The organism is Colwellia sp. C2M11 (genome assembly GCF_018860915.1).
GTDB lineage: Bacteria > Pseudomonadota > Gammaproteobacteria > Enterobacterales > Alteromonadaceae > Colwellia.
Window position 1 is genome coordinate 262,423 of record NZ_JAHKQD010000009.1, and the last position, 18,702, is coordinate 281,124.

General features: G+C 34.7%; 14 protein-coding genes. 6 read left to right on the top strand and 8 right to left on the bottom strand.

Annotated elements, in window-relative coordinates; translation table 11 throughout:
• Positions 1 to 65 precede the first annotated feature (65 nt).
• Complete coding sequence (locus KO509_RS03095) at positions 66 to 554, top strand: LuxR C-terminal-related transcriptional regulator (protein ID WP_215971817.1); 489 nt, start codon at positions 66 to 68, stop codon at positions 552 to 554.
• 153 nt (positions 555 to 707) lie between these two features.
• Here the strand turns inward: KO509_RS03095 and KO509_RS03100 are convergent, their stop codons facing one another.
• The gene (locus KO509_RS03100) at positions 708 to 2,804 is read right to left on the bottom strand and encodes an amidohydrolase family protein (RefSeq protein WP_215971818.1); all 2,097 of its coding nucleotides are present in this window, start codon (positions 2,802 to 2,804) and stop codon (positions 708 to 710) included.
• A 479-nt stretch (positions 2,805 to 3,283) separates the two neighbouring features.
• Here KO509_RS03100 and KO509_RS03105 point away from each other — a divergent pair, with 479 nt between their 5' ends.
• Complete coding sequence (locus KO509_RS03105) at positions 3,284 to 6,496, top strand: EAL domain-containing protein (RefSeq protein ID WP_215971819.1); 3,213 nt, start codon at positions 3,284 to 3,286, stop codon at positions 6,494 to 6,496.
• 134 nt (positions 6,497 to 6,630) lie between these two features.
• Here the strand turns inward: KO509_RS03105 and KO509_RS03110 are convergent, their stop codons facing one another.
• From KO509_RS03110 to KO509_RS03130, 5 genes are all read right to left on the bottom strand, one after another.
• Complete coding sequence (locus tag KO509_RS03110; protein WP_215971820.1) at positions 6,631 to 7,233, bottom strand: response regulator transcription factor; 603 nt, start codon at positions 7,231 to 7,233, stop codon at positions 6,631 to 6,633.
• The gene (locus tag KO509_RS03115) at positions 7,230 to 8,393 is read right to left on the bottom strand and encodes a sensor histidine kinase (protein ID WP_215971821.1); all 1,164 of its coding nucleotides are present in this window, start codon (positions 8,391 to 8,393) and stop codon (positions 7,230 to 7,232) included. Before KO509_RS03115 ends, KO509_RS03110 begins: the two co-directional genes overlap by 4 nt.
• Positions 8,394 to 8,523: 130 nt before the next feature.
• On the bottom strand, positions 8,524 to 9,222 hold the full coding sequence (locus KO509_RS03120; protein WP_215971822.1) for a hypothetical protein: 699 nt from the start codon (positions 9,220 to 9,222) through the stop codon (positions 8,524 to 8,526).
• Positions 9,223 to 9,473: 251 nt separating this feature from the next.
• A complete protein-coding gene (locus KO509_RS03125; RefSeq protein WP_215971823.1) occupies positions 9,474 to 10,457 on the bottom strand; it encodes an MDR family oxidoreductase in 984 nt (327 codons plus the stop codon).
• A gap of 44 nt (positions 10,458 to 10,501) precedes the next feature.
• On the bottom strand, positions 10,502 to 11,134 hold the full coding sequence (locus KO509_RS03130) for a TetR/AcrR family transcriptional regulator (RefSeq protein ID WP_215971824.1): 633 nt from the start codon (positions 11,132 to 11,134) through the stop codon (positions 10,502 to 10,504).
• Positions 11,135 to 11,324: 190 nt separating this feature from the next.
• On the opposite strand from KO509_RS03130, the gene KO509_RS03135 reads away from it, so the two are divergent.
• Positions 11,325 to 12,350, top strand: coding sequence for a zinc-binding alcohol dehydrogenase family protein (locus KO509_RS03135; protein ID WP_215971825.1), 1,026 nt, complete (start codon positions 11,325 to 11,327; stop codon positions 12,348 to 12,350).
• A gap of 40 nt (positions 12,351 to 12,390) precedes the next feature.
• Here KO509_RS03135 and KO509_RS03140 read toward each other — a convergent pair whose 3' ends face one another.
• The gene (locus tag KO509_RS03140; protein WP_215971826.1) at positions 12,391 to 14,475 is read right to left on the bottom strand and encodes an EAL domain-containing protein; all 2,085 of its coding nucleotides are present in this window, start codon (positions 14,473 to 14,475) and stop codon (positions 12,391 to 12,393) included.
• 443 nt (positions 14,476 to 14,918) lie between these two features.
• On the opposite strand from KO509_RS03140, the gene KO509_RS18255 reads away from it, so the two are divergent.
• A complete protein-coding gene (locus KO509_RS18255; RefSeq protein WP_215971827.1) occupies positions 14,919 to 15,878 on the top strand; it encodes an AraC family transcriptional regulator in 960 nt (319 codons plus the stop codon).
• 245 nt (positions 15,879 to 16,123) lie between these two features.
• Here KO509_RS18255 and KO509_RS03150 read toward each other — a convergent pair whose 3' ends face one another.
• Positions 16,124 to 16,912 (bottom strand): hypothetical protein, encoded by a 789-nt coding sequence (locus KO509_RS03150; RefSeq protein WP_215971828.1) that lies wholly within the window; start codon positions 16,910 to 16,912, stop codon positions 16,124 to 16,126.
• 272 nt (positions 16,913 to 17,184) lie between these two features.
• Here KO509_RS03150 and KO509_RS03155 point away from each other — a divergent pair, with 272 nt between their 5' ends.
• Both KO509_RS03155 and KO509_RS03160 read left to right on the top strand, forming a co-directional pair.
• Complete coding sequence (locus KO509_RS03155) at positions 17,185 to 17,769, top strand: TetR/AcrR family transcriptional regulator (RefSeq protein WP_215971829.1); 585 nt, start codon at positions 17,185 to 17,187, stop codon at positions 17,767 to 17,769.
• A gap of 193 nt (positions 17,770 to 17,962) precedes the next feature.
• On the top strand, positions 17,963 to 18,574 hold the full coding sequence (locus KO509_RS03160) for an ABC transporter substrate-binding protein (protein WP_215971830.1): 612 nt from the start codon (positions 17,963 to 17,965) through the stop codon (positions 18,572 to 18,574).
• The last annotated feature ends 128 nt before the right edge of the window (positions 18,575 to 18,702 follow it).

Genomic DNA, 18,702 nt, shown 5'->3' on the forward strand with positions numbered 1-18,702 from the left:
TCTTTTTATAACGCTATAGTACATTTGTCTATTGTATTTTTAGCTATCTGATATTTAGGCTTTTTATGAGAAATATACTCATCACTATAATGTTAATTACTATTATGGTTTTAAATTTTTTTGATGTCCTCTTTGATATTTCCATGGGGGCGCCTAGTTGGCATATTATTTCAGAAAGCTTGATTGTAATAGTGTCAGGCATTGGCGCAATCCTGTTAATTAAAGATATTAATGAAAAAATATCTAATATATCGACATTAAAAAAAGCATTAATGGTTTCCGACGATAAGCTGAAAAACATTTCAGATGAAATGAAAAATGCTCGTTATGAGTACGGTGTTGTTATTCATAATCAATTCAACGAGTGGTCACTCACTCCCAGTGAAAAAGAAGTCGGTATGTTATTACTGAAGGGCTTGAGTTTTAAAGAGATTAGCGCAGTTAGAAATACCAAAGAAAAAACAGTTCGACAACAAGCTTCTATTCTTTATAGTAAAGCTAATGTTGAAGGAAGGCATGAATTTTCAGCATGGTTTTTAGAAGATTTTATTTAATAAAAATATGTTATTTGAGTTATGGCGATTATAGAGTTTTACTAAGCACCACATTAAGTGGTGCATTGATACTTAGCCAACAGTGCTCTCTATAATGATGAGAATAGTTAAATACATCATTTGGTTAATATTGTCGTTATATAAAAATTCCAGTTAGTTATTATACTCGTCACCTTCAAAAACCTTTGGTATTGTGGTGAATGGCTTAATACCAAACTCAGGGTAAACTTCACTAGGAAAATAAATAGCACCATCTTTTGAAACCATGGATACTGTTTTTATCGCGCGTAAGTCAGCAAGAGGATTGCCTGGCACTAAGAAAAAATCGGCTAACTTTCCTACTTCAATGCTACCAAGTTGATCGCCATAGCCTAAATAATTAGCCATATCATACGAGCCTCGGCGTAAAACTTCAGCGTTAGACATACCTATTTTTTTAAAAAGTTCTAGCTCTCTATGCAGCTCAAAAGCACCACCTAAATCGGTGCCAGGTACTAGGAAAATTCCTTTTTTGTGCATTAAGGTCAGTGTTTCAATAATTTTTTCAAAAGCCAGTTGGTAAGCAATATCTTCTGCTTTATCTGCAACATTTAATAGTGCTATTTTGGCATTTCTTTGAACGCCGACAGGCATATTATCGATATAATCTTGAGTGCCAATGCGAGTTTCACCATTTCTCGCTGTTAGGCCAAACTCATGAATGACGATAGTAGGATCAACGGCAATATTTTTTTCGACCATAGTATTTAAGGTTTTTTGTACTTTTTTGCTATTGAGATCTAAGTCGACAAAGCGTTTCATGCCAGTAATGCGATAAAGTGTTCGAGTATCTTCATCCCGCTCTAGTACCCAGCTGAGCATGCCTTGATTGATATGGGTAATTTCATCGTAACCTGCGGCAATCATATCATCAACAGTTGAGAATGCTGGAATATGCCCAGTAACACGCATACCATGATTTTTAGCGGCTTTTGCCATGGCGGGCACCCATTCACCGTTAATTGAACTGTATACTTTTATTTGAAAGTATCCGCCTTTTTCACCATACATGTTTACAAGATCAACCGCTTCTTGTTCAGTTGATGCTATTTCGCCCGTAGCTGCTGAAAATTCGCTTTTACCTTCAATAAAGCCACTTTTAGTAATACGTGGACCAATGATTGTATTGTTTTCAATTTTATTAATTAACGGGTCGAGTATTTCTATTTCGTTCCCCATGTCTCTTACTGATGTTACACCAGCCATAACATTAAGTAGGGCATCGTTATCGCTCATGTGACCATGCATTTCATATAAACCAGGAATTAATGTGCCGCCATTACCATCAATTAATACTTCGCCATCTTTAGCTGCATTAATTGATGACTCAATAGCTATAATTTTGTTATTTTGAATTAACACTGATTGAGAGGATGTGAGTTGCAAGTTAATAGGGTTAAAAATTTTAACATTATTAATACGAACGGGTTTTTTATATTGGTGTGTTGTTTTTTTAGCTATTTTTTCAAATCGATTTGCGTTTAAGCTAGTGGCTAAATCACTTAATACTTTATTTTGTTTTTCAAACCCTTCACGAATAACTACAAAACGCGGAGATAAATAAGCAAGCATATGTTGGTTTTCATCAAGGGCAATATAACTAGGATCGAGTTCAATACCATTGATGGCATAAATCACAGTATTGGCTATGTTGTTATTAATATCGCCAAGTTTAACAGTGTCGACTGGAGTGATGGTTAATTTGCCAGAAGGAAGTGCGGGTAATGATTTACTTGTTTGATTTAGTAATGCTTTAGCATATATGAAAAGTGAATATGGGCTTGAGTTTTGTGCAATATATATTGCAGCATCGTTAAACTCGGTACTACCTTTTTCAGCGGAACTCAGCCAATTTGCCATATTACCTTGTAAGTTAAACTGTTCATTCACTTCATTACCAAAAACCGTTTTTCCTGTAATGCGCCAGTCAGTCGGTAATCCCATATCTGTTAAGGTTAGTGTTTCTTTACTGCTAGCACCACGACCATTATTGCTAAATGAAAAGTCGATATTGATATTTTTTTTATCTCGGTTTACTAATAGTTTGCCAACATCTGTTCCTCCAAATATGACACTAAACTTTTCTTGCTTAGGCAGTGAGTTTGGTACTGTATTTTCTGATTTATATGGTTGAGCGCATCCAGCGATTGTTATCAGCATAATACTACCGATAAATGCTTGGATAGATTTCATTGATATTTGAATATACATAAGAATGTCTATTGTTATGAGGTTCAGAATATTAAGAATAAGCGCTATGAATGCTCTAAGCAACTTAATGTTACAAATGAGCTTGTTACTGTGTTTGTACATAATGACGAGTAAACACTCAATTGGTGTGCAAATTAAGCATTAAAACGTCGTATTAGTTGAAGGAGATCAAACTTAAGCGCTCATTATCTTGCTAGAGTTAATGGCTTAATGCGCTAGTTGATTTTCTATTTTGGTTTACATTGTAATTTTTTGTTTTTGTACAATACTGAATATGTAAGCTAAACAATAAATTGCTTCCTATTAAGACAATACTTGGATATAGCGCTTAATTGAAAGTTAAATTTGCAAAGCTCCTTATAACTGAAATGTATTGCAACTTAAAAAATGGTTAGGTTTCTTATAGTGAAGTATTTGTTACTGATATTTACGTCCTTAATAATGGTCGACTTGTCAGCTATGTTATTTAGGTCATGAATATGAAACAACGACAGATTATGGTAAACCAGACACAACAAAATAAAAGTAGACTAGATCTAGTTTTAGAGCAAAGTGGCATTGGGCGTTGGGAACTTATTCTTAGTGACTTATCTTCTTATCGTTCGTTAAGGCATGACATAATATTTGGTTATAGTTCATTACTGCCAAAGTGGACCTATGGAATGTTTCTTGAGCACATTATTCCGGAAGAAAGGGATTATGTTGATAAAAAATTTCAAGAAGCAAGGGAAAATAAAACAGATTGGTATCTTGAATGCCAAATTATGCGAAAAGATGGTGAAATTCGTAGTATTTTGGTTTCCGGAGGCTATACATTTGATATCAATGGGCAAACCAAAGCGATGTCAGGGATAGTTCAAGATATTACCGAATTAAAACAAGTTGGTATTAATCTATTACGCCAGAGTGCTGAACTAGAAAGTTTATTTAATGCGCTGCCTGACACTTATTTTCGTATGATGTCTGATGGCACTATTCTAGACTGCCGTACACAAAATAAAGATAAATTATATAAAAACCCTCAAAGTTTTATTGGCCAACGAATGCAAGATGTTTTACCTAAAAAAATAGGCAAGATATTTCAAGAAAAAATTGAAAAGCTCTCACAAGTAAACAAATTCACTGCTTTTAAATATGAATTAATGCTCAACAGTCAGGTTATGCATTTTGATGCTCGTATCAATATCATTCCTCATAATGGCCAGCTTATTTGTGTTATTCGTGATGTAACTGAAGAAGTTAAGTCGAAAGAGTCGTTAGCAGATAGTGAACAATTATTTCGTAGTATTTTTGAACAAGCTGCTATTGGAGTCGCTCTGATAAGTGCCAAAGAAGGTAAGTTCATCCGTATTAATCAACGGTTTTGCGACATGCTCGGCTATAGTGTTGATGAGATGGTAAATGAAAAGCACTTTACCGAACTTACCCATCCAGATGACTTACTAAATAGTATTGGTAGTCGGGAAAAAATACTGAATGGTTCACAACGTGAAGTGACGATAGAAAAACGTTATATTCACAAAAATGGTCATATTATTTGGGTGAAGTTGACAATCTCCCCCACTTGGCAAGTTGGGGAACAACCTCATAGTCATATTGTTGTTGTTCAAGATATTACTAAACGTAAGAAAAATGAAGAGAAACTCCAGTTGTTAGCGAGAGTTTTTAGCGATACCCATGAAGGCATTATGATTACCGACGCCAATCAGGTGATTGTTGATGTGAATCCGGCATTCATTAAAATAACTGGCTATAGCCATGAAGATGTTATTGGTAAGTCACCAAGAATTTTAAGCTCGGGAAAGCAAAGTTCGCAGTTTTATGCACAGATGTGGCAGTCAATCATAGAGCATGGACATTGGAAAGGTGAAGTATGGAATAGAAACAAACAGGGGGTGCTATATTCTGAGTTGCTCAATATCTCATCACTAACCAATGATGATGACGAAGTTACGCATTATGTTGCTGTTTTTTCTGATATTACCAGTATTAAACATCAGCAAGATAAACTTAACTTAATGGCGCATTATGATGTACTCACCAATTTACCCAATAGAGCTTTATTTGTTGACCGTTTTCATCAATCGATTGCACATAGCAAAAGAACTGGGCATCAATTGGCTGTTTGTTTTCTTGATCTAGATGACTTTAAGCCTGTAAATGATAATTATGGTCATGAAGCGGGCGATCATTTATTAATTGAGGTTGCAAAGCGCATCACTAGTTGTATTAGGGAAGAGGATACTGTGTCTCGTCAAGGAGGGGATGAATTTGCTATTCTCTTAAATGACATTAAATCAGCGTCACAATATGAATCAACTATGCAGCGTATTCATCAAGCTTTAGCTTTACCTTATTTTATTGATGGTATTCAACATAATATTACTGCTTCGAGTGGGATTACCTTATATCCTTTAGATGATGGTGATATTGATACTTTATTACGACATGCTGATCACGCTATGTATCAATCTAAACTATCGGGTAAGCATCGCTCTGTATTGTACAGCCCAGATTCAGATCAACGTATAATTGAAAAGAACCTACAATTAGAAGAAATAGAGCAGGCTTTAGCTAATGGTGAGTTTCAATTGTACTATCAGCCTAAAGTGAATATGCTAACAGGTGATGTGTTCGGTGTTGAAGCTTTAATACGCTGGTTTCACCCAGAAAAAGGATTAATTCCACCGCTAGACTTTTTACCTGATATTGATGGTACCTCGTTAGAATGCGTTCTTGGCGATTGGGTTATAAATGAGGCACTGCAGCAGCTTGCTAAATGGCAATTACAAGGCATTGAACTTGAAGTAAGTGTTAATATATCATCAAACCATCTGCACTCACCTTCATTTTTTAGTGTGCTTGAAGCATCCTTAGCGGCGTATCCTTCTATACATGCACAATTTTTGCAATTAGAAATATTAGAGAGTTCAGCGTTAGGTGATTTAAATACGATTACAAATATTATTGAGAAGTGCCAAAAAAGATTAGGTGTTGGTGCGTCTTTAGATGATTTTGGTACAGGTTATTCTTCGTTAACTCACCTAAGGAGCCTACCGATTAATACTATTAAAATTGATCAGAGTTTTGTTCGAGATATGCTTGATGATCCAAGTGACTATTCAATTATTGATGGTGTTATTTCCCTAACGAAATCATTTAATCGCCAAGTTATCGCTGAAGGTGTTGAAACAACTAATCATGGCTTAATGTTACTATTAATGGGATGTGAGCAAGCACAAGGTTATGGAATAGCTAAACCTATGCCTGCTGAAGATTTATGTTCGTGGCTTAAAGATTATGTTCCAAATCAGCGTTGGTTGCTTTGTGGAAATAAACAACTTAATAGTAAAGAAAGCAGTATCGAGATATTTACGCTAATTACCTCGCAGTGGCGAAATCGATTTAGAAATAAAATATTATCACCACCTGAAGACGATAAACCTTGGCCAAACCTTAATCTTAAAGAGTGTCACTGTGGGAATTGGATTCGCTTGAAAATTCAAGAACAGTTATTTGATAAGAGGTCATTATTGCAACTTGAGCAAGCTCATGATGATGCTCATGTGATTGCTCAAGAAATACAGCATAAATATCAATCAGGAGATATAAAGTCGGCACGTGCTAATTTAATAGCTTTTGAATTAGCTTTTAATGTGATGGGGGATATTACAAGTATATTAAATACTTAAGTGAAGTTATGATACTGGTTTATATAAATAACCATATACTGTCAATCTCAACCCTGTAACAATCTCTGCCGAAAGTACTCAAAAAGAACAAATATTCATAGTTGTCTTTTATATTAAGCGTTATAAAATCGAACTTAAATCCAACCCTTTTGTTTGGCTATTCTTGCAGCATCAATACGATTCACTGCATTAAGTTTAGATATGGCTTCGGATAAATAGTTTCGAACTGTACCTTCAGATAAAAATAAAGCCTGGGCAATTTCTGCGGTTTTAAGGCCATCTCCGGCTAATTTAATGGCTTTACGCTCTTTATTTGATAGTGGATCGTTGTCGTCTAACGCCATTAATGCTAATTCTGGATCGATGACTCGTTGTCCATTTTGTACTTGTTTGATTGCGTTTACTAAATACTCAGTGGGCGATTCTTTTAGAATGAAGGCTTTTACACCGAGTGCCATAGCACGTTTGATATATCCTGACTTAGAAAACGTTGTCATGATCAAGATATCAATATGTGTATAGTCAGCTTGAACTCTTTCTGCTAATTCCAAACCTGACATTATTGGCATTTCAATATCGCTTAAAATAAAATCGACCTTAATATTTTTTAGCATATCCAGTGCTATTTGGCCGTTTTCAGCTTGGCCAACAATTTCAATATTGTCTTCTAATGCCAATAAGCTGCAAATAGCGCCACGTACTAAGGCTTGATCTTCAACGACGAGTATTTTAATCATATAGAAATTGTGTCCTTGGTTTCTGTGTTTATTTTCATTGTTGCAAGTAATGGAATCACTACAGCAAGTTTAACTCCATCATTATAATTAATGTCCAGAGAGCCTCCTAATTCTGCGACCCGTGAACGCATTCCATCTATTCCATTACCCGGTTTTATTTTTGTTGTTTTACCATTATCGCCAATATTCAATTTTACGTTATTAGCGTCAGCGCTAATAGCAATAGAAACACTATTACCATTACTGTGTCTAAGAATGTTTGTTATCCATTCTTTACTTAGTATTATCAAGGTCGATTCTACCATTGGTGGTAAATTCGAGGCATCAATATAACATTGAGTGTCGAATTTCATGTTTTTTAATTCATTTGTTAATTTTTGAAGCGAAGCACTTAAGCCTTGCAGTTTTAAGCCCGTTACCGCCAAACGAACCTCAGACAATGTTTGTCTAGCAAGGTTTGCAACTTCAGAAATTTCTTTTGTCGCGGCTTCAAAGTGTTGCTTATTTGCTAGTTTTTCAGCAAGTTCAGATTTTAAAGCTAATGATGATAACGAATGGCCTAGTAAGTCGTGCATATCTCGCGCAATCCTTTCTCGTTCAGCAATCGCGGCTAGTTGTTCAATTTGTTGATTTTTCTTTTGCTGTAAACAACTATGTATATATTCTTTTTGGCTAAAAATACCATAGACAAACAGACTAAATGAGCAAGCAAGCGAAGGTCCAAGATAATAAGGGCTCAGTAAATCAAGTATTAACGCGGAAGAAATTTGTGCTGCTAAGTTCAATATTAATAATAGAACCGCATACTTTCTTAAAAAATAGTAACCACTAAAAAAGGCAGCGTATCCAAATAATGCATTAGTTCCTGGGTTTATGGCTGCACCGACAGCTGATAATATAACAATTGCAATAATCGGTTTTAGTACAGCTTTCCCTGTTGACCGTATTGCTTGAAAAAATAAGGCAATAAAGCAAATATAGATAACAAATACGGTAATTAATTGGGTATTTGTATATTGTTCATACTTAGCAATGATATGAAAGAAATAGAATAATGAGAATGTGAGTGAAAAGTAACTCCATTTAGCTGCACCAGTATCGGCAATAGGGTCGATAACAAACGGTTGATCATCTTTTACTTTTAAAGGGTTTTCGGTCATTTTTCATTCCTTTTTGCTCTTGGAAAATAACATTATGTGCTATGGCAAAGTCGCGCTTTTTGAGTGATAGCTCAAAAAGCGTTCAGTGAGTTAGCATAATGCCATTATTACTTATTGATTCTTAGTTATGTTATTGGTTTTGTGCTAATAACATTTTAGCCCAGCCATAATCAGGGGTAATGTTTAATGCTAACTGCCAGTCTTGTTTTGCTAGTTCAACTTCACCTTTTTTCATATGAATAAGTCCACGCCAAGTATAGGTTTCAGCATGACCCCAATTATAGTTAGCATTTTTATCAGCGTTATTATATGCAGTGATAGCTTTGTCAAACGCCTGATAGGCTGCTTCGCGACTACCGCCAAACATTTCTGGCGTATTTAATTTACTAATACCGATAACGAGCTGTACTCTAGGGTTATTAGGCGCCAACGCTTCTGCTTCAGAGATTATGGCATTTGATTTTGGTCCATAATTTACGCCTTTCATCGGCTCTAGTGCAATTTTATAGCCGTAAACCTGTGCTAATAATGCTTTTACTTCTACATTATTAATGAATGATTCATTAAGTTGTTCAAGCAATTTAATTGCTTGATCTATTGCTGTTATCGCTAGTGCATTCTGCCCTTTTAGGTGTGCACTTAAACCAAGACGGTAATAGGCGAGTGCTTGGTCGTAGCCTGACACATTGGTTGCAATAGATTGTAATGTTGGGATATCTAATACGCTAGCAGCCTTTTCAATTTGATCAATGTCAGCCTGTGCTGCAACTGCGCTAAAAGACATTTGTAATGTTACTGCTAAAGTGATTAATGTTTTGTTGATGTTCATGTCATTCTCCTGTTTAGTTGACGTAGATAGTATTGGCTAAACGGTAGAATGATTGTAGAGAGTTTTGTCATCACATTGATGTGACAAATGTCATCAATTTTCAGTTGTGATGTTTCATCGTGATTAAGGTGATTGATTTTAGCTGTTTGTGTAATCTGTTTTATAAAGTATTGTGTAGCTGATAATGTTGTTATTGATCAGCTACACGTTTCTGATAAACCGCTATTAGTATTTTATAAGAATAGATTCTATTATTTGTTAAGATCTACTACGACACGACCACGTACTTTACCTGCTATTAAATCTTCAGCGACAGTAAGCGCTTCTGTTAAGGTGATATCAGTAGAAATATCATCAAAAACTGTCGGGTCTAAAATGTCAGCAAGGCGTTGCCATGCTTCTAGTCTATCTTCAATTGGGCGCATGACGCTATCAATACCGGCTAAAGTGACACCGCGTAAAATGAAAGGAGCCACTGTGGCAGGTAAATCCATACCCTGTGCTAAACCACATGCAGCAACAACACCGCCATATTTTGTGCTAGCGCAAACATTGGCTAAGGTATGACTGCCTGCAGAATCAATAGCTCCAGCCCATCGTTCTTTGGCTAATGGACGACCAGGCTCAGATAACGTATTTCGATCAATAACTTCGGATGCTCCTAGTTTCTCTAAATACTGTGCTTGGTCAACTCGTCCTGTAGAAGCAACCACTTTATAGCCAAGCTTAGCTAATATCGCCACTGAGAAACTACCAACTCCGCCGTTAGCGCCAGTGACCAAAATTTCACCTTTATCAGGTGTTATACCGTGTTTTTCAAGTGCTATAACGCAAAGCATCGCAGTGTAGCCAGCAGTACCAATCGCCATTGCTTGATGCGGTGAAAACGCTTTAGGTAAAGGTATTAACCATTCACTTTTTAAGCGTGCTTTTTGTGCTAAACCGCCACAGTGAGTCTCTCCCACACCAAAACCATTGAGTATAACGGCATCGCCTATCTTGAATTTTTCACTGTCACTGTGCGTGACTGTACCAACTAGATCAACCCCTGGGATCATAGGGAACTTTCTTACTACCGGTGATTTTCCTGTAATGGCTAAAGCATCTTTATAATTAAGGGTGCTGTGTGAAACATTAACAGTAACATCACCTTCAGGTAATATACTCTCATTAATGCTTTTCACTGCTGCTTGATAATTGCCGTCATTCTTTTCAATTAAAATACCGCTGAACATGGTTTTCTCCTTATTTAGACTGATCGTCTATAAAATGGTAAATTTTATCTCGGTAAACTCGAGATAAAACAATTAAAATAGTTATCTAAAGGTTGGGTGCTTTGTACTAGTTTTGATCGGCTGACCGCTCCTTCCCAACCAACCCAAAAAAATTCGGCGAGTAATTCACAATCAGCTGCTGCTGATAGTTGATCTTCTGTTTTCGCTATTGTTAAACATTGTGCTACGCGGTGTTGCCAAGAATGAAGTATGTCAACTAACTGTTCTCTATAGCTTTCGGGTAATAAATCGACTTCTTGACCTAAATTACCAACCAAGCAACCGCGTTTAAAATTATGGCGGATCATGCCTATTTTCGCATCTTCTACAAAATTACTTATGCGCTTTAAAGCCGGGTATGATTCATCTAATAAACAAGTATCGAGCTTGTTGGCAAAATACTTTGCATAGTTATCTATAACAGCCTGACCAAACGCTTCTTTACTGGCAAAATAATGATAAAAAGAGCCTTTAGGTACTTTCACCTTTTTTAAAATTTTATCAATACCAGATGAAGCAAAGCCATTTTCAGTTAATTGCTCAAGTCCACTACGGATTAACTCCGCTTTAGTATCTCTATTTTTATGAGACGCTTTTGGCGGTCTACCACGACGTGGTTTGGTTGTTGGTATATTCATTTATATTGTATTTATCTCGATGTTACTTATTTTTATATAATAGACCGGTCGTCTATTTAATTGCAAGTGATTTACTGTTACTATTTTATTTCAGCTATTTTTTAGTAGTTTTTAATATTTTATAGGATCTTTAATCTGTTTAGTATAAGTTCAGTATCAATGCTAATTACAAACGTATCGGAGAATAACCATGAAAGCCATTGGCTATGAAAAATCTTTACCTATCAGCGAACTTGCTTCTTTAGTCGATATTGAGATGCAACAACCAACGGCTTCAGGGCATGATTTATTGGTACGTGTTAAATCAATTGCAGTTAATCCTGTTGATTGTAAAATTCGTCAAAATGTGTCTCCTGAGGGTAGTGAATATAAAGTTATTGGTTGGGATGCTGTGGGTGAAGTCGTTGGTGTAGGCGAGTTAGTAACTCACTTTAAGCTCGGTGATAGTGTGTTTTATGCAGGCGATTTAAATCGTCAAGGTTGTAATGCAGAATATCAACTAGTTGATGAGCGTATTGTGGGTAATAAACCTAAAAGTTTATCTGATAGTGAAGCTGCCGCCTTACCATTAACATCTATTACTGCTTGGGAGTTATTATTTGAGCGTTTAGCAATTAAACAGCAACAACCTGATAATAAAGATAAATCTAAGGATGTTCTTCTGATTGTTGGTGCTGCAGGTGGTGTTGGCTCGATTTTAGTACAATTAGCGAGTGTTTTAACTGGCGCTACTGTAATTGCTACGGCTTCTCGTGATAGCTCTGCAGAATGGGTGAAAAAACTGGGAGCTGATCATGTTGTTGACCACTCAAAACCGTTAGTTGCACAAATTGAACAATTGAATATTGGGCAAGTAACCCATGTTGCTAGCTTAACTCATACGGATTCATACATGGATAGTTATGTAGAAATGTTAGCGCCAATGGGAAGAATAGCTTTAATTGATGATCCACAATCTGTCGATATTAAAAAACTTAAACCGAAAAGCTTGTCATTACACTGGGAATTTATGTTTACTCGTTCTATGTTTCAAACAGAGGATATCAATGAGCAACATAATTTACTGAATAGTATTGCTGAGTTAATTGATCAAGGCTATCTCCAAACTACAGTAGGTAAGCACCTAGGCGGGATTAATGCGACAAATTTACGTGCTGCGCATGCAGATATTGAATCAGGAAAATCAATAGGGAAGATAGTGCTAGAAGGTTTTTAGTTCTTGACGATGGCATTCTAGTTTGGCTAGCTTTCCATCTTTAACAATATTCATTAATGATGTTAAAGTCTTGAATAAACTCATTAAATGCTAGGTGATCTAAAGGTTTTGATAGTAAATACCCTTGAATGAAATCGCAATGTAGCTCTTTTAATATATTTAATTGGGCCATTGTTTCAACACCTTCGGCTACGACTTTATAGCCCAATTTGTGCGACATAGAGATAATAGATTCAACAATTATTCTGTTGGATTTGTCTTTTGTATCTATAAGATTAATAAAAGTTCTATCAATTTTAATCGTGTCTATTTCAAGTTGCGTTAAATAATTTAATGAAGCAAAGCCTGTTCCAAAGTCATCAATAGCTATCTGTATTCCCATACGTCTTAAACTAGATAAAACATTTTTAACTTTTTCAAAATCTTCAATCAAGCAAGTTTCCGTAATTTCTATTTCAATCTGGTTTAGCGATAGGCTAGATGAAGTAATGTAATTGATGAAATCACTTTGAAAGTTATCGTCTAGCAAAACCATTGGTGAGACATTAACTGAAATTATGAAGTTGCTAGGGAGTTGCATGCTGGCTATTGACTTGAATGTAGTCAAAAATAAATGAGATGAGAGTTGATTAATTCGATATTTTTTTTCTGCTATTTCAATGAAAATTTCAGGTGATACATATTCTCCACTAGATCGTTGCCAGCGAGCGAGAGACTCACAGCCAACAATATGACCTGAAGATAAATCTAACTTGGCTTGAAAATAAGGAATAATTTTTCTTTCGTTGATGGCACTAATAAATTCTTCTTCTAATTCATTGTTTTCTTGGAAGGTTTTTCCTAGGCGATCATTATATAGTGCGTAATCTGTACCGCCGTTTTGTTTCACATGATACATGGCGATATCTGCATTTGCGATTAATGTACTAACATCCATACCATCGCTTGGAAAAGAACTAATTCCGGCACTCAACGTAACAAAAAAATCATTTGAATCAATTTCAATAGCGAAATCAGAAAGCGTGATAATTCGTTGAATTTTATTTTTAATCATCGTAAGTGTTTGGTTAGTATCAAAAATAATTAAAAATTCATCGCCACTCATCCTACCTAAAATATCTTTATCATCAATACAGTTTCTAACACATTGAATTATTTTAATAATTATTTGATCGCCAAAAGCGTGTCCTTTGGTGTCATTTATTATTTTGAAATTATCAATATCAATAAAGGCAAGTGAAAAAGTACTATTTTCACTTGTAGCAGTCAGAATTTTATCTTCCAGTAAATTTAGTAAAAAACTACGATTAGGAAAGCCTGTTAAGGAGTCAAAATTGGCTTGTTTTTGAATGGTATCTTCATACTCTAATAGTGCAGTTGAGTCCGAAAATAATCCTATAAAGTTTACTATTTCATTATTTTCATTCTTAATAACACTTATACTTAGTGTTTTTGAATAATAGTCACCAGACTTTTTCTTATCCCAAATATTGCCACGCCAAAAGCCTTTATCGTTTATAGATCGCCACATTTGTTGATAAAAGCTTTTACCTTGAATGCCTGATTTCATAAAACCTGAATTTTGCCCAATAGCTTCTTTTTTTGTATACCCGGTAATTTTGCAAAAAGCAGGATTCACATCAATAATAATATTCTTATGGTCTGTAATCATAATTGCGTCAGTTGTATTATGCTGAACCGACTCTGCTACTTTTAGCTTTTTATATTGATTATAGTGTGTTGGAATACTTCTCCAGAGTACATGTAAAAACCGCTCGTTATTGTGGTAAATAGCGGTTAATTTAACTTCTACAGGAAATACTTCTTTATTTGCGTTTATATGCCACCAATCGAATTTATGCTCTTCATTATCATAAGCTTTTTCTATAATGCTTTTAGACTTTTCGGTTGATCTCATTCCACAAGGCTGTGTTTTAGGTGAAATGTCGGCAGGAGATATTGGAAAAATATTATCAGTATTTACCCAGCCAAGCATTTGTTGAGAGGCTTTATTACAGGCGATAAAATGATTATCTTTGATTAACAGCATCGCATCTGATGATTGTTCAAATAATTGTTTATATAGACTGGTATCGTTCAATAATTTTTTACCATTGAATAACATTTCATTGCCCCATTTTAAATGTACTTCATATGCGACCGACTATTCATATTTATTCCATTAACTATTTGTCATTTGAAATATTTTTTGATGTGCAAGGAGCTAAACATGAGTTGAACAGAAAATCACAACATCTAAATCTTCTTGATTTCTATCATCAAGTTATCAAGCATAAATCTATAAATCATTGTTTTTTTTGTGGTTTAATTTTTGTTTTCGTATTGTGGATATACAAAATTGGTTATGTTTTCAATGAAGGTGATGTGGGTTGTATAATTTTATTGGGATAACAGTAGTTTTGTGCTGAGGAGCACCTTATTTATTCTTATTAAACCTTATAATTTGTCAAGGTATTGTGCGTAAAATGTATACTGGCTGCTGTTGACTTAGTTAGGCTATATGGATAGTTTCTTAGTACAAAATTTAAGTAACTATAATTAACCAATGTGACAGATTTAGAGTTTTATTCCATCGATGAGTACCGTAAAGTACTTATAAATATGGACGTATATGCCACCCAACTATCCCCAGGAATTTTTTCGTGTCAGCAGCGACAATTTGAATTACCTAAAGTAATAATAAGTGATAAGTTTATTAACACTTCTGTACAATTTCATGCTCGAATAACAGAAGATTGTTTTTATATTGTTATCCCCTATAAAGGAGCTACTGGCCTACTTGTAAATGGTAAAGGTTTTTTAGCTAATCAACCTTTAGTTTTTAAACAGGGTCAAGAAATCTTGACTAGGATTCCTAAGCATTATCCTAAATATTATGTGGTTATTATCTCTTCAGAAGAATTGGCTAGTTATTACGGTAGTGAAAATTTAAGTATTTTAAAAGAGGTACTTGACTATCAGTATTTTGATAGCCAAGGTTTTTCTAGTAATATCAATACATTAAATAATTTAAGTCATACAATTGATAGTTTACTTAATAATAGACATATACTCAATTATCAATCGGTTATAGATGCACAAGAAACTATTATTCACTTATTATGTGATTTATTATCACTAAGCTCAACCAATCTGACTATCTCTAGTATCAGGAAACCCCGACAATTTGAAATTGTTAGTCGAGCATTAAATTATATGCACAAAACTAATGATTTTAAGATGACAATTCCTGAGTTGGCAAAAGCCAGTTTTTGTTGCGTTCGCACCTTGGAGTATAGTTTTAAGCAAATTATTGGTATGACACCGAAACAATATATAATTACACGTAGGCTACAGCAAATTCATATAACGTTAAAAGAAGATAAAACAAAAACGATTGCTGAGTTGACCAAAAGTTATGGGATTGTCAATCAAGGTCGATTTGCACAAGACTATTTTAAATTTTTTAATGAATATCCCAGTGATACTAAAAAGCAATCACAGGTCGTTGATTATTCTGGACAGTAAAACTGAAAAATATGGCTTTTACATAATGAGTACAAAAGGTATCTTCAAAGAATAAAGTAGGCACAGTTAAGTGCTATTAGCATTGTTAATATTAAATTTGGCGTATTTACAACTAGTTTTTAATTGCTGTATTTACGATAAAAGTAATTTTATTTAGTAAAATAAGAATTAGTATTACTCATTTTTCTTCTGTAAGAGCAAGCACAATCCGTTAAAATAAAGTTTAACGGATTGTTAAAAACTCTTTATAAGTTTAATAAATAAGATTGAATAAATTGACGTTGATTAGGGGCTTTAGGTGCTGTTTTGAATGTTAGAGTCTTACCGTTTTGACGCAGTTTTAACTGATCAGTAAATTGACATTCAATAGCATCAATATGAGCGATATCATTTTTAAAGCCTTGATTGTTTTCACACATATCTGCCATTTCAGTAGCTACCTGTGCGCAAAATGAACCTACAGCGTAATCTTTTAATGTATCATCATTAATGGCTTTCCAATCAACAGCTGTTTCTATTTTTAAGCCGCACTGTTTAACAATTTCGTTATTAGCCGCAGCGATTTTTTTCTGTTGATAACCTAAGTGTTTTTCGCGATTAAAATTAGCTAACGTAGCTTGAATATTTTGGCTTAATTGTTGTTCATATTGGGCTTTTAAACCTGCAACTATGCCAGGATCTGACTTTTCTTTTTGTGATAAGTAGGTGCCATCTCGTGTTTCTGGTATATAAAGAGTATAAGAGCAACAACGATAGCCTTCACTCACAGTGACTAAGCTACGCTCAGAACCGTCATAAGTATATTTGTATGCCTTGTTGCTACCATGAGGTTTAAAATCGGTTAAAAATGTAATGTCATCAATTTCATGATTAATACCAGTTACTTTTATTAGCGCTTGTTTGTTGTCTTTTGTCGGTGCAATAATAACATTAACACCATCACCCGAGCTAAGTTCTATTGGATATTTAGCAAGCTCTAATGCAAAGCTGTTAGATGACAAAAGTAGGCAGGTTATCAATAGTATTTTTTTCACAATTAATCCTTTAAGTATATATTTTGTCAGTTTATAACATTGATAATAAGAGATTAAAAGCGCTATATGCTCTGCAACTTGATATATTTTTAATACTTGTGTTTTATTGGTAAAACTCTGATTTTGTCGTAGTACTGTGAACTTCTCCAACTAATATCATAGTTTTCTATCATTCTAAAAAATAACTACCGTATTACATCTTTCTTGCAACAGACCAATCGGTTTGTTAATATCCAGTGGTTAACAAATTATCAATATTAAGAGCCGTAATCATGAGCGATGCTGAACAAACACGTGAAAAAATACTTACTGTAGCTGCTGATGAAATTCACCTACATGGCTTTCAAGCAACTGGCTTGTCTACCATCATTAATCGTTGTGGGATATCGAAAGGTGCTTTGTATTATCATTTCACTAATAAGCTTGAATTGGGTTATGCCGTTTTTGAAGAGAAATATATACCTATTTTTTTAGATACTTGGCAACCGGCATTGAGTCATGAAGACCCAATTGAAGGTTTGTGTGATTTTTTTATGTCAATGTGTGATGCTATGGTGTGTAGTGAAGCTGTTTGCGGTTGCCCATTGAATAACCTTTGTGAAGAAATGGCAAATGTTGATGAAGGTTTTCGTTTACGCATATTAACAATGCAAGAAAAGCTCAATCAACTAATGGTTGAGTCTTTAGGGCGAGTAAAAAGTGATTTGCGCGATAATATAACATTAACCCAAGTTGCTTATTTTATTGTCGCCACTTTTTATGGTGCGACAACCTTATGTAAAGGTTCACGCAATAAATCTTTATTTCAACAAGTGATGTTAGAACTTTGTGTTTATATTCGTGCGTTGAGAAAGTAGTTCAACGCTCAACATGTTTAGACATTAATAATATTTTTCATCTTTTCTCGCATAAATTTCAAAAATAGTACAAATAAATAGTTACAAACCGATCGGTCGGTGATATTCTTCGCTCATTGAATATACCGAACGGTCGGTTTGTGGTTGAGTGTAGCTACAAAATTAAATTAATAGAGTTTTTCAGGAGCAGAAAATGCAACGTATAGTAAATTCCATAGTGATTTTTTTAGTAATATTTTCTATGTCAACCTTATCTTATGGAATGGATCAATCTTCACCTTATGTTATTTTGGAGAAGGTGGGCGATAAACTATTTAATCGCATTGCGGCTAGCCAGCAGGAAATTATAAAGTCGCCTGAAGTAATGCAAAATATTGTTGAAGAAGAGTTGATGCCATCAATAGATTATAGATATGCGTCATATCGTATTTTGGGCAAGCATTTGAAGAACACCACTAAAGAGCAGAGAGAGCAATTCGTTGATTCTATGCGTAGCTATTTATCAAGAACTTATGCAACAGCTTTGATGCAATATAAAAATCAAGAAATTGTATTTGAACCTGAAAAGTCAGTTGTAGGGAAAAAAATTGTAGGGATTAAAGTGCAAATAGTTGAGTTAAATAGTCCGACAATTGATGTTATTTTTAAAATGCGAAAAAATAAAAAAACAGGTGAATGGAAAGCATTTGATATGGTAGTTGAGGGTATTTCTCTGTTAAGCAGTAAACAAGCAGAATTAAGTAATAAGATTGCTAAAGAAGGTATAGAACAAGTATCAACAGAGCTAGGGACAATTGCCGAGTAAAATTAAAGGGTGCTAACCGAACTCTATTTTGCATAGGCTGTTAACTAAACTTTATATAGTTAGATTAACTTTCACTCCTAACCAGCACTAGGTCTGTACTGCTAAGCTAAATAACTCAATTAAGTTAT

Bases quoted from the DNA above. Each gene is read 5' to 3' on its own strand.
- KO509_RS03095 (WP_215971817.1), top strand. From the start codon at position 66: ATGAGAAATATACTCATCACTATAATGTTAATTACTATTATGGTTTTA.
- KO509_RS03100 (WP_215971818.1), bottom strand. From the start codon at position 2,804: ATGTATATTCAAATATCAATGAAATCTATCCAAGCATTTATCGGTAGT.
- KO509_RS03105 (WP_215971819.1), top strand. From the start codon at position 3,284: ATGAAACAACGACAGATTATGGTAAACCAGACACAACAAAATAAAAGT.
- KO509_RS03110 (WP_215971820.1), bottom strand. From the start codon at position 7,233: ATGATTAAAATACTCGTCGTTGAAGATCAAGCCTTAGTACGTGGCGCT.
- KO509_RS03115 (WP_215971821.1), bottom strand. From the start codon at position 8,393: ATGACCGAAAACCCTTTAAAAGTAAAAGATGATCAACCGTTTGTTATC.
- KO509_RS03120 (WP_215971822.1), bottom strand. From the start codon at position 9,222: ATGAACATCAACAAAACATTAATCACTTTAGCAGTAACATTACAAATG.
- KO509_RS03125 (WP_215971823.1), bottom strand. From the start codon at position 10,457: ATGTTCAGCGGTATTTTAATTGAAAAGAATGACGGCAATTATCAAGCA.
- KO509_RS03130 (WP_215971824.1), bottom strand. From the start codon at position 11,134: ATGAATATACCAACAACCAAACCACGTCGTGGTAGACCGCCAAAAGCG.
- KO509_RS03135 (WP_215971825.1), top strand. From the start codon at position 11,325: ATGAAAGCCATTGGCTATGAAAAATCTTTACCTATCAGCGAACTTGCT.
- KO509_RS03140 (WP_215971826.1), bottom strand. From the start codon at position 14,475: ATGTTATTCAATGGTAAAAAATTATTGAACGATACCAGTCTATATAAA.
- KO509_RS03155 (WP_215971829.1), top strand. From the start codon at position 17,185: ATGAGCGATGCTGAACAAACACGTGAAAAAATACTTACTGTAGCTGCT.
- KO509_RS03160 (WP_215971830.1), top strand. From the start codon at position 17,963: ATGCAACGTATAGTAAATTCCATAGTGATTTTTTTAGTAATATTTTCT.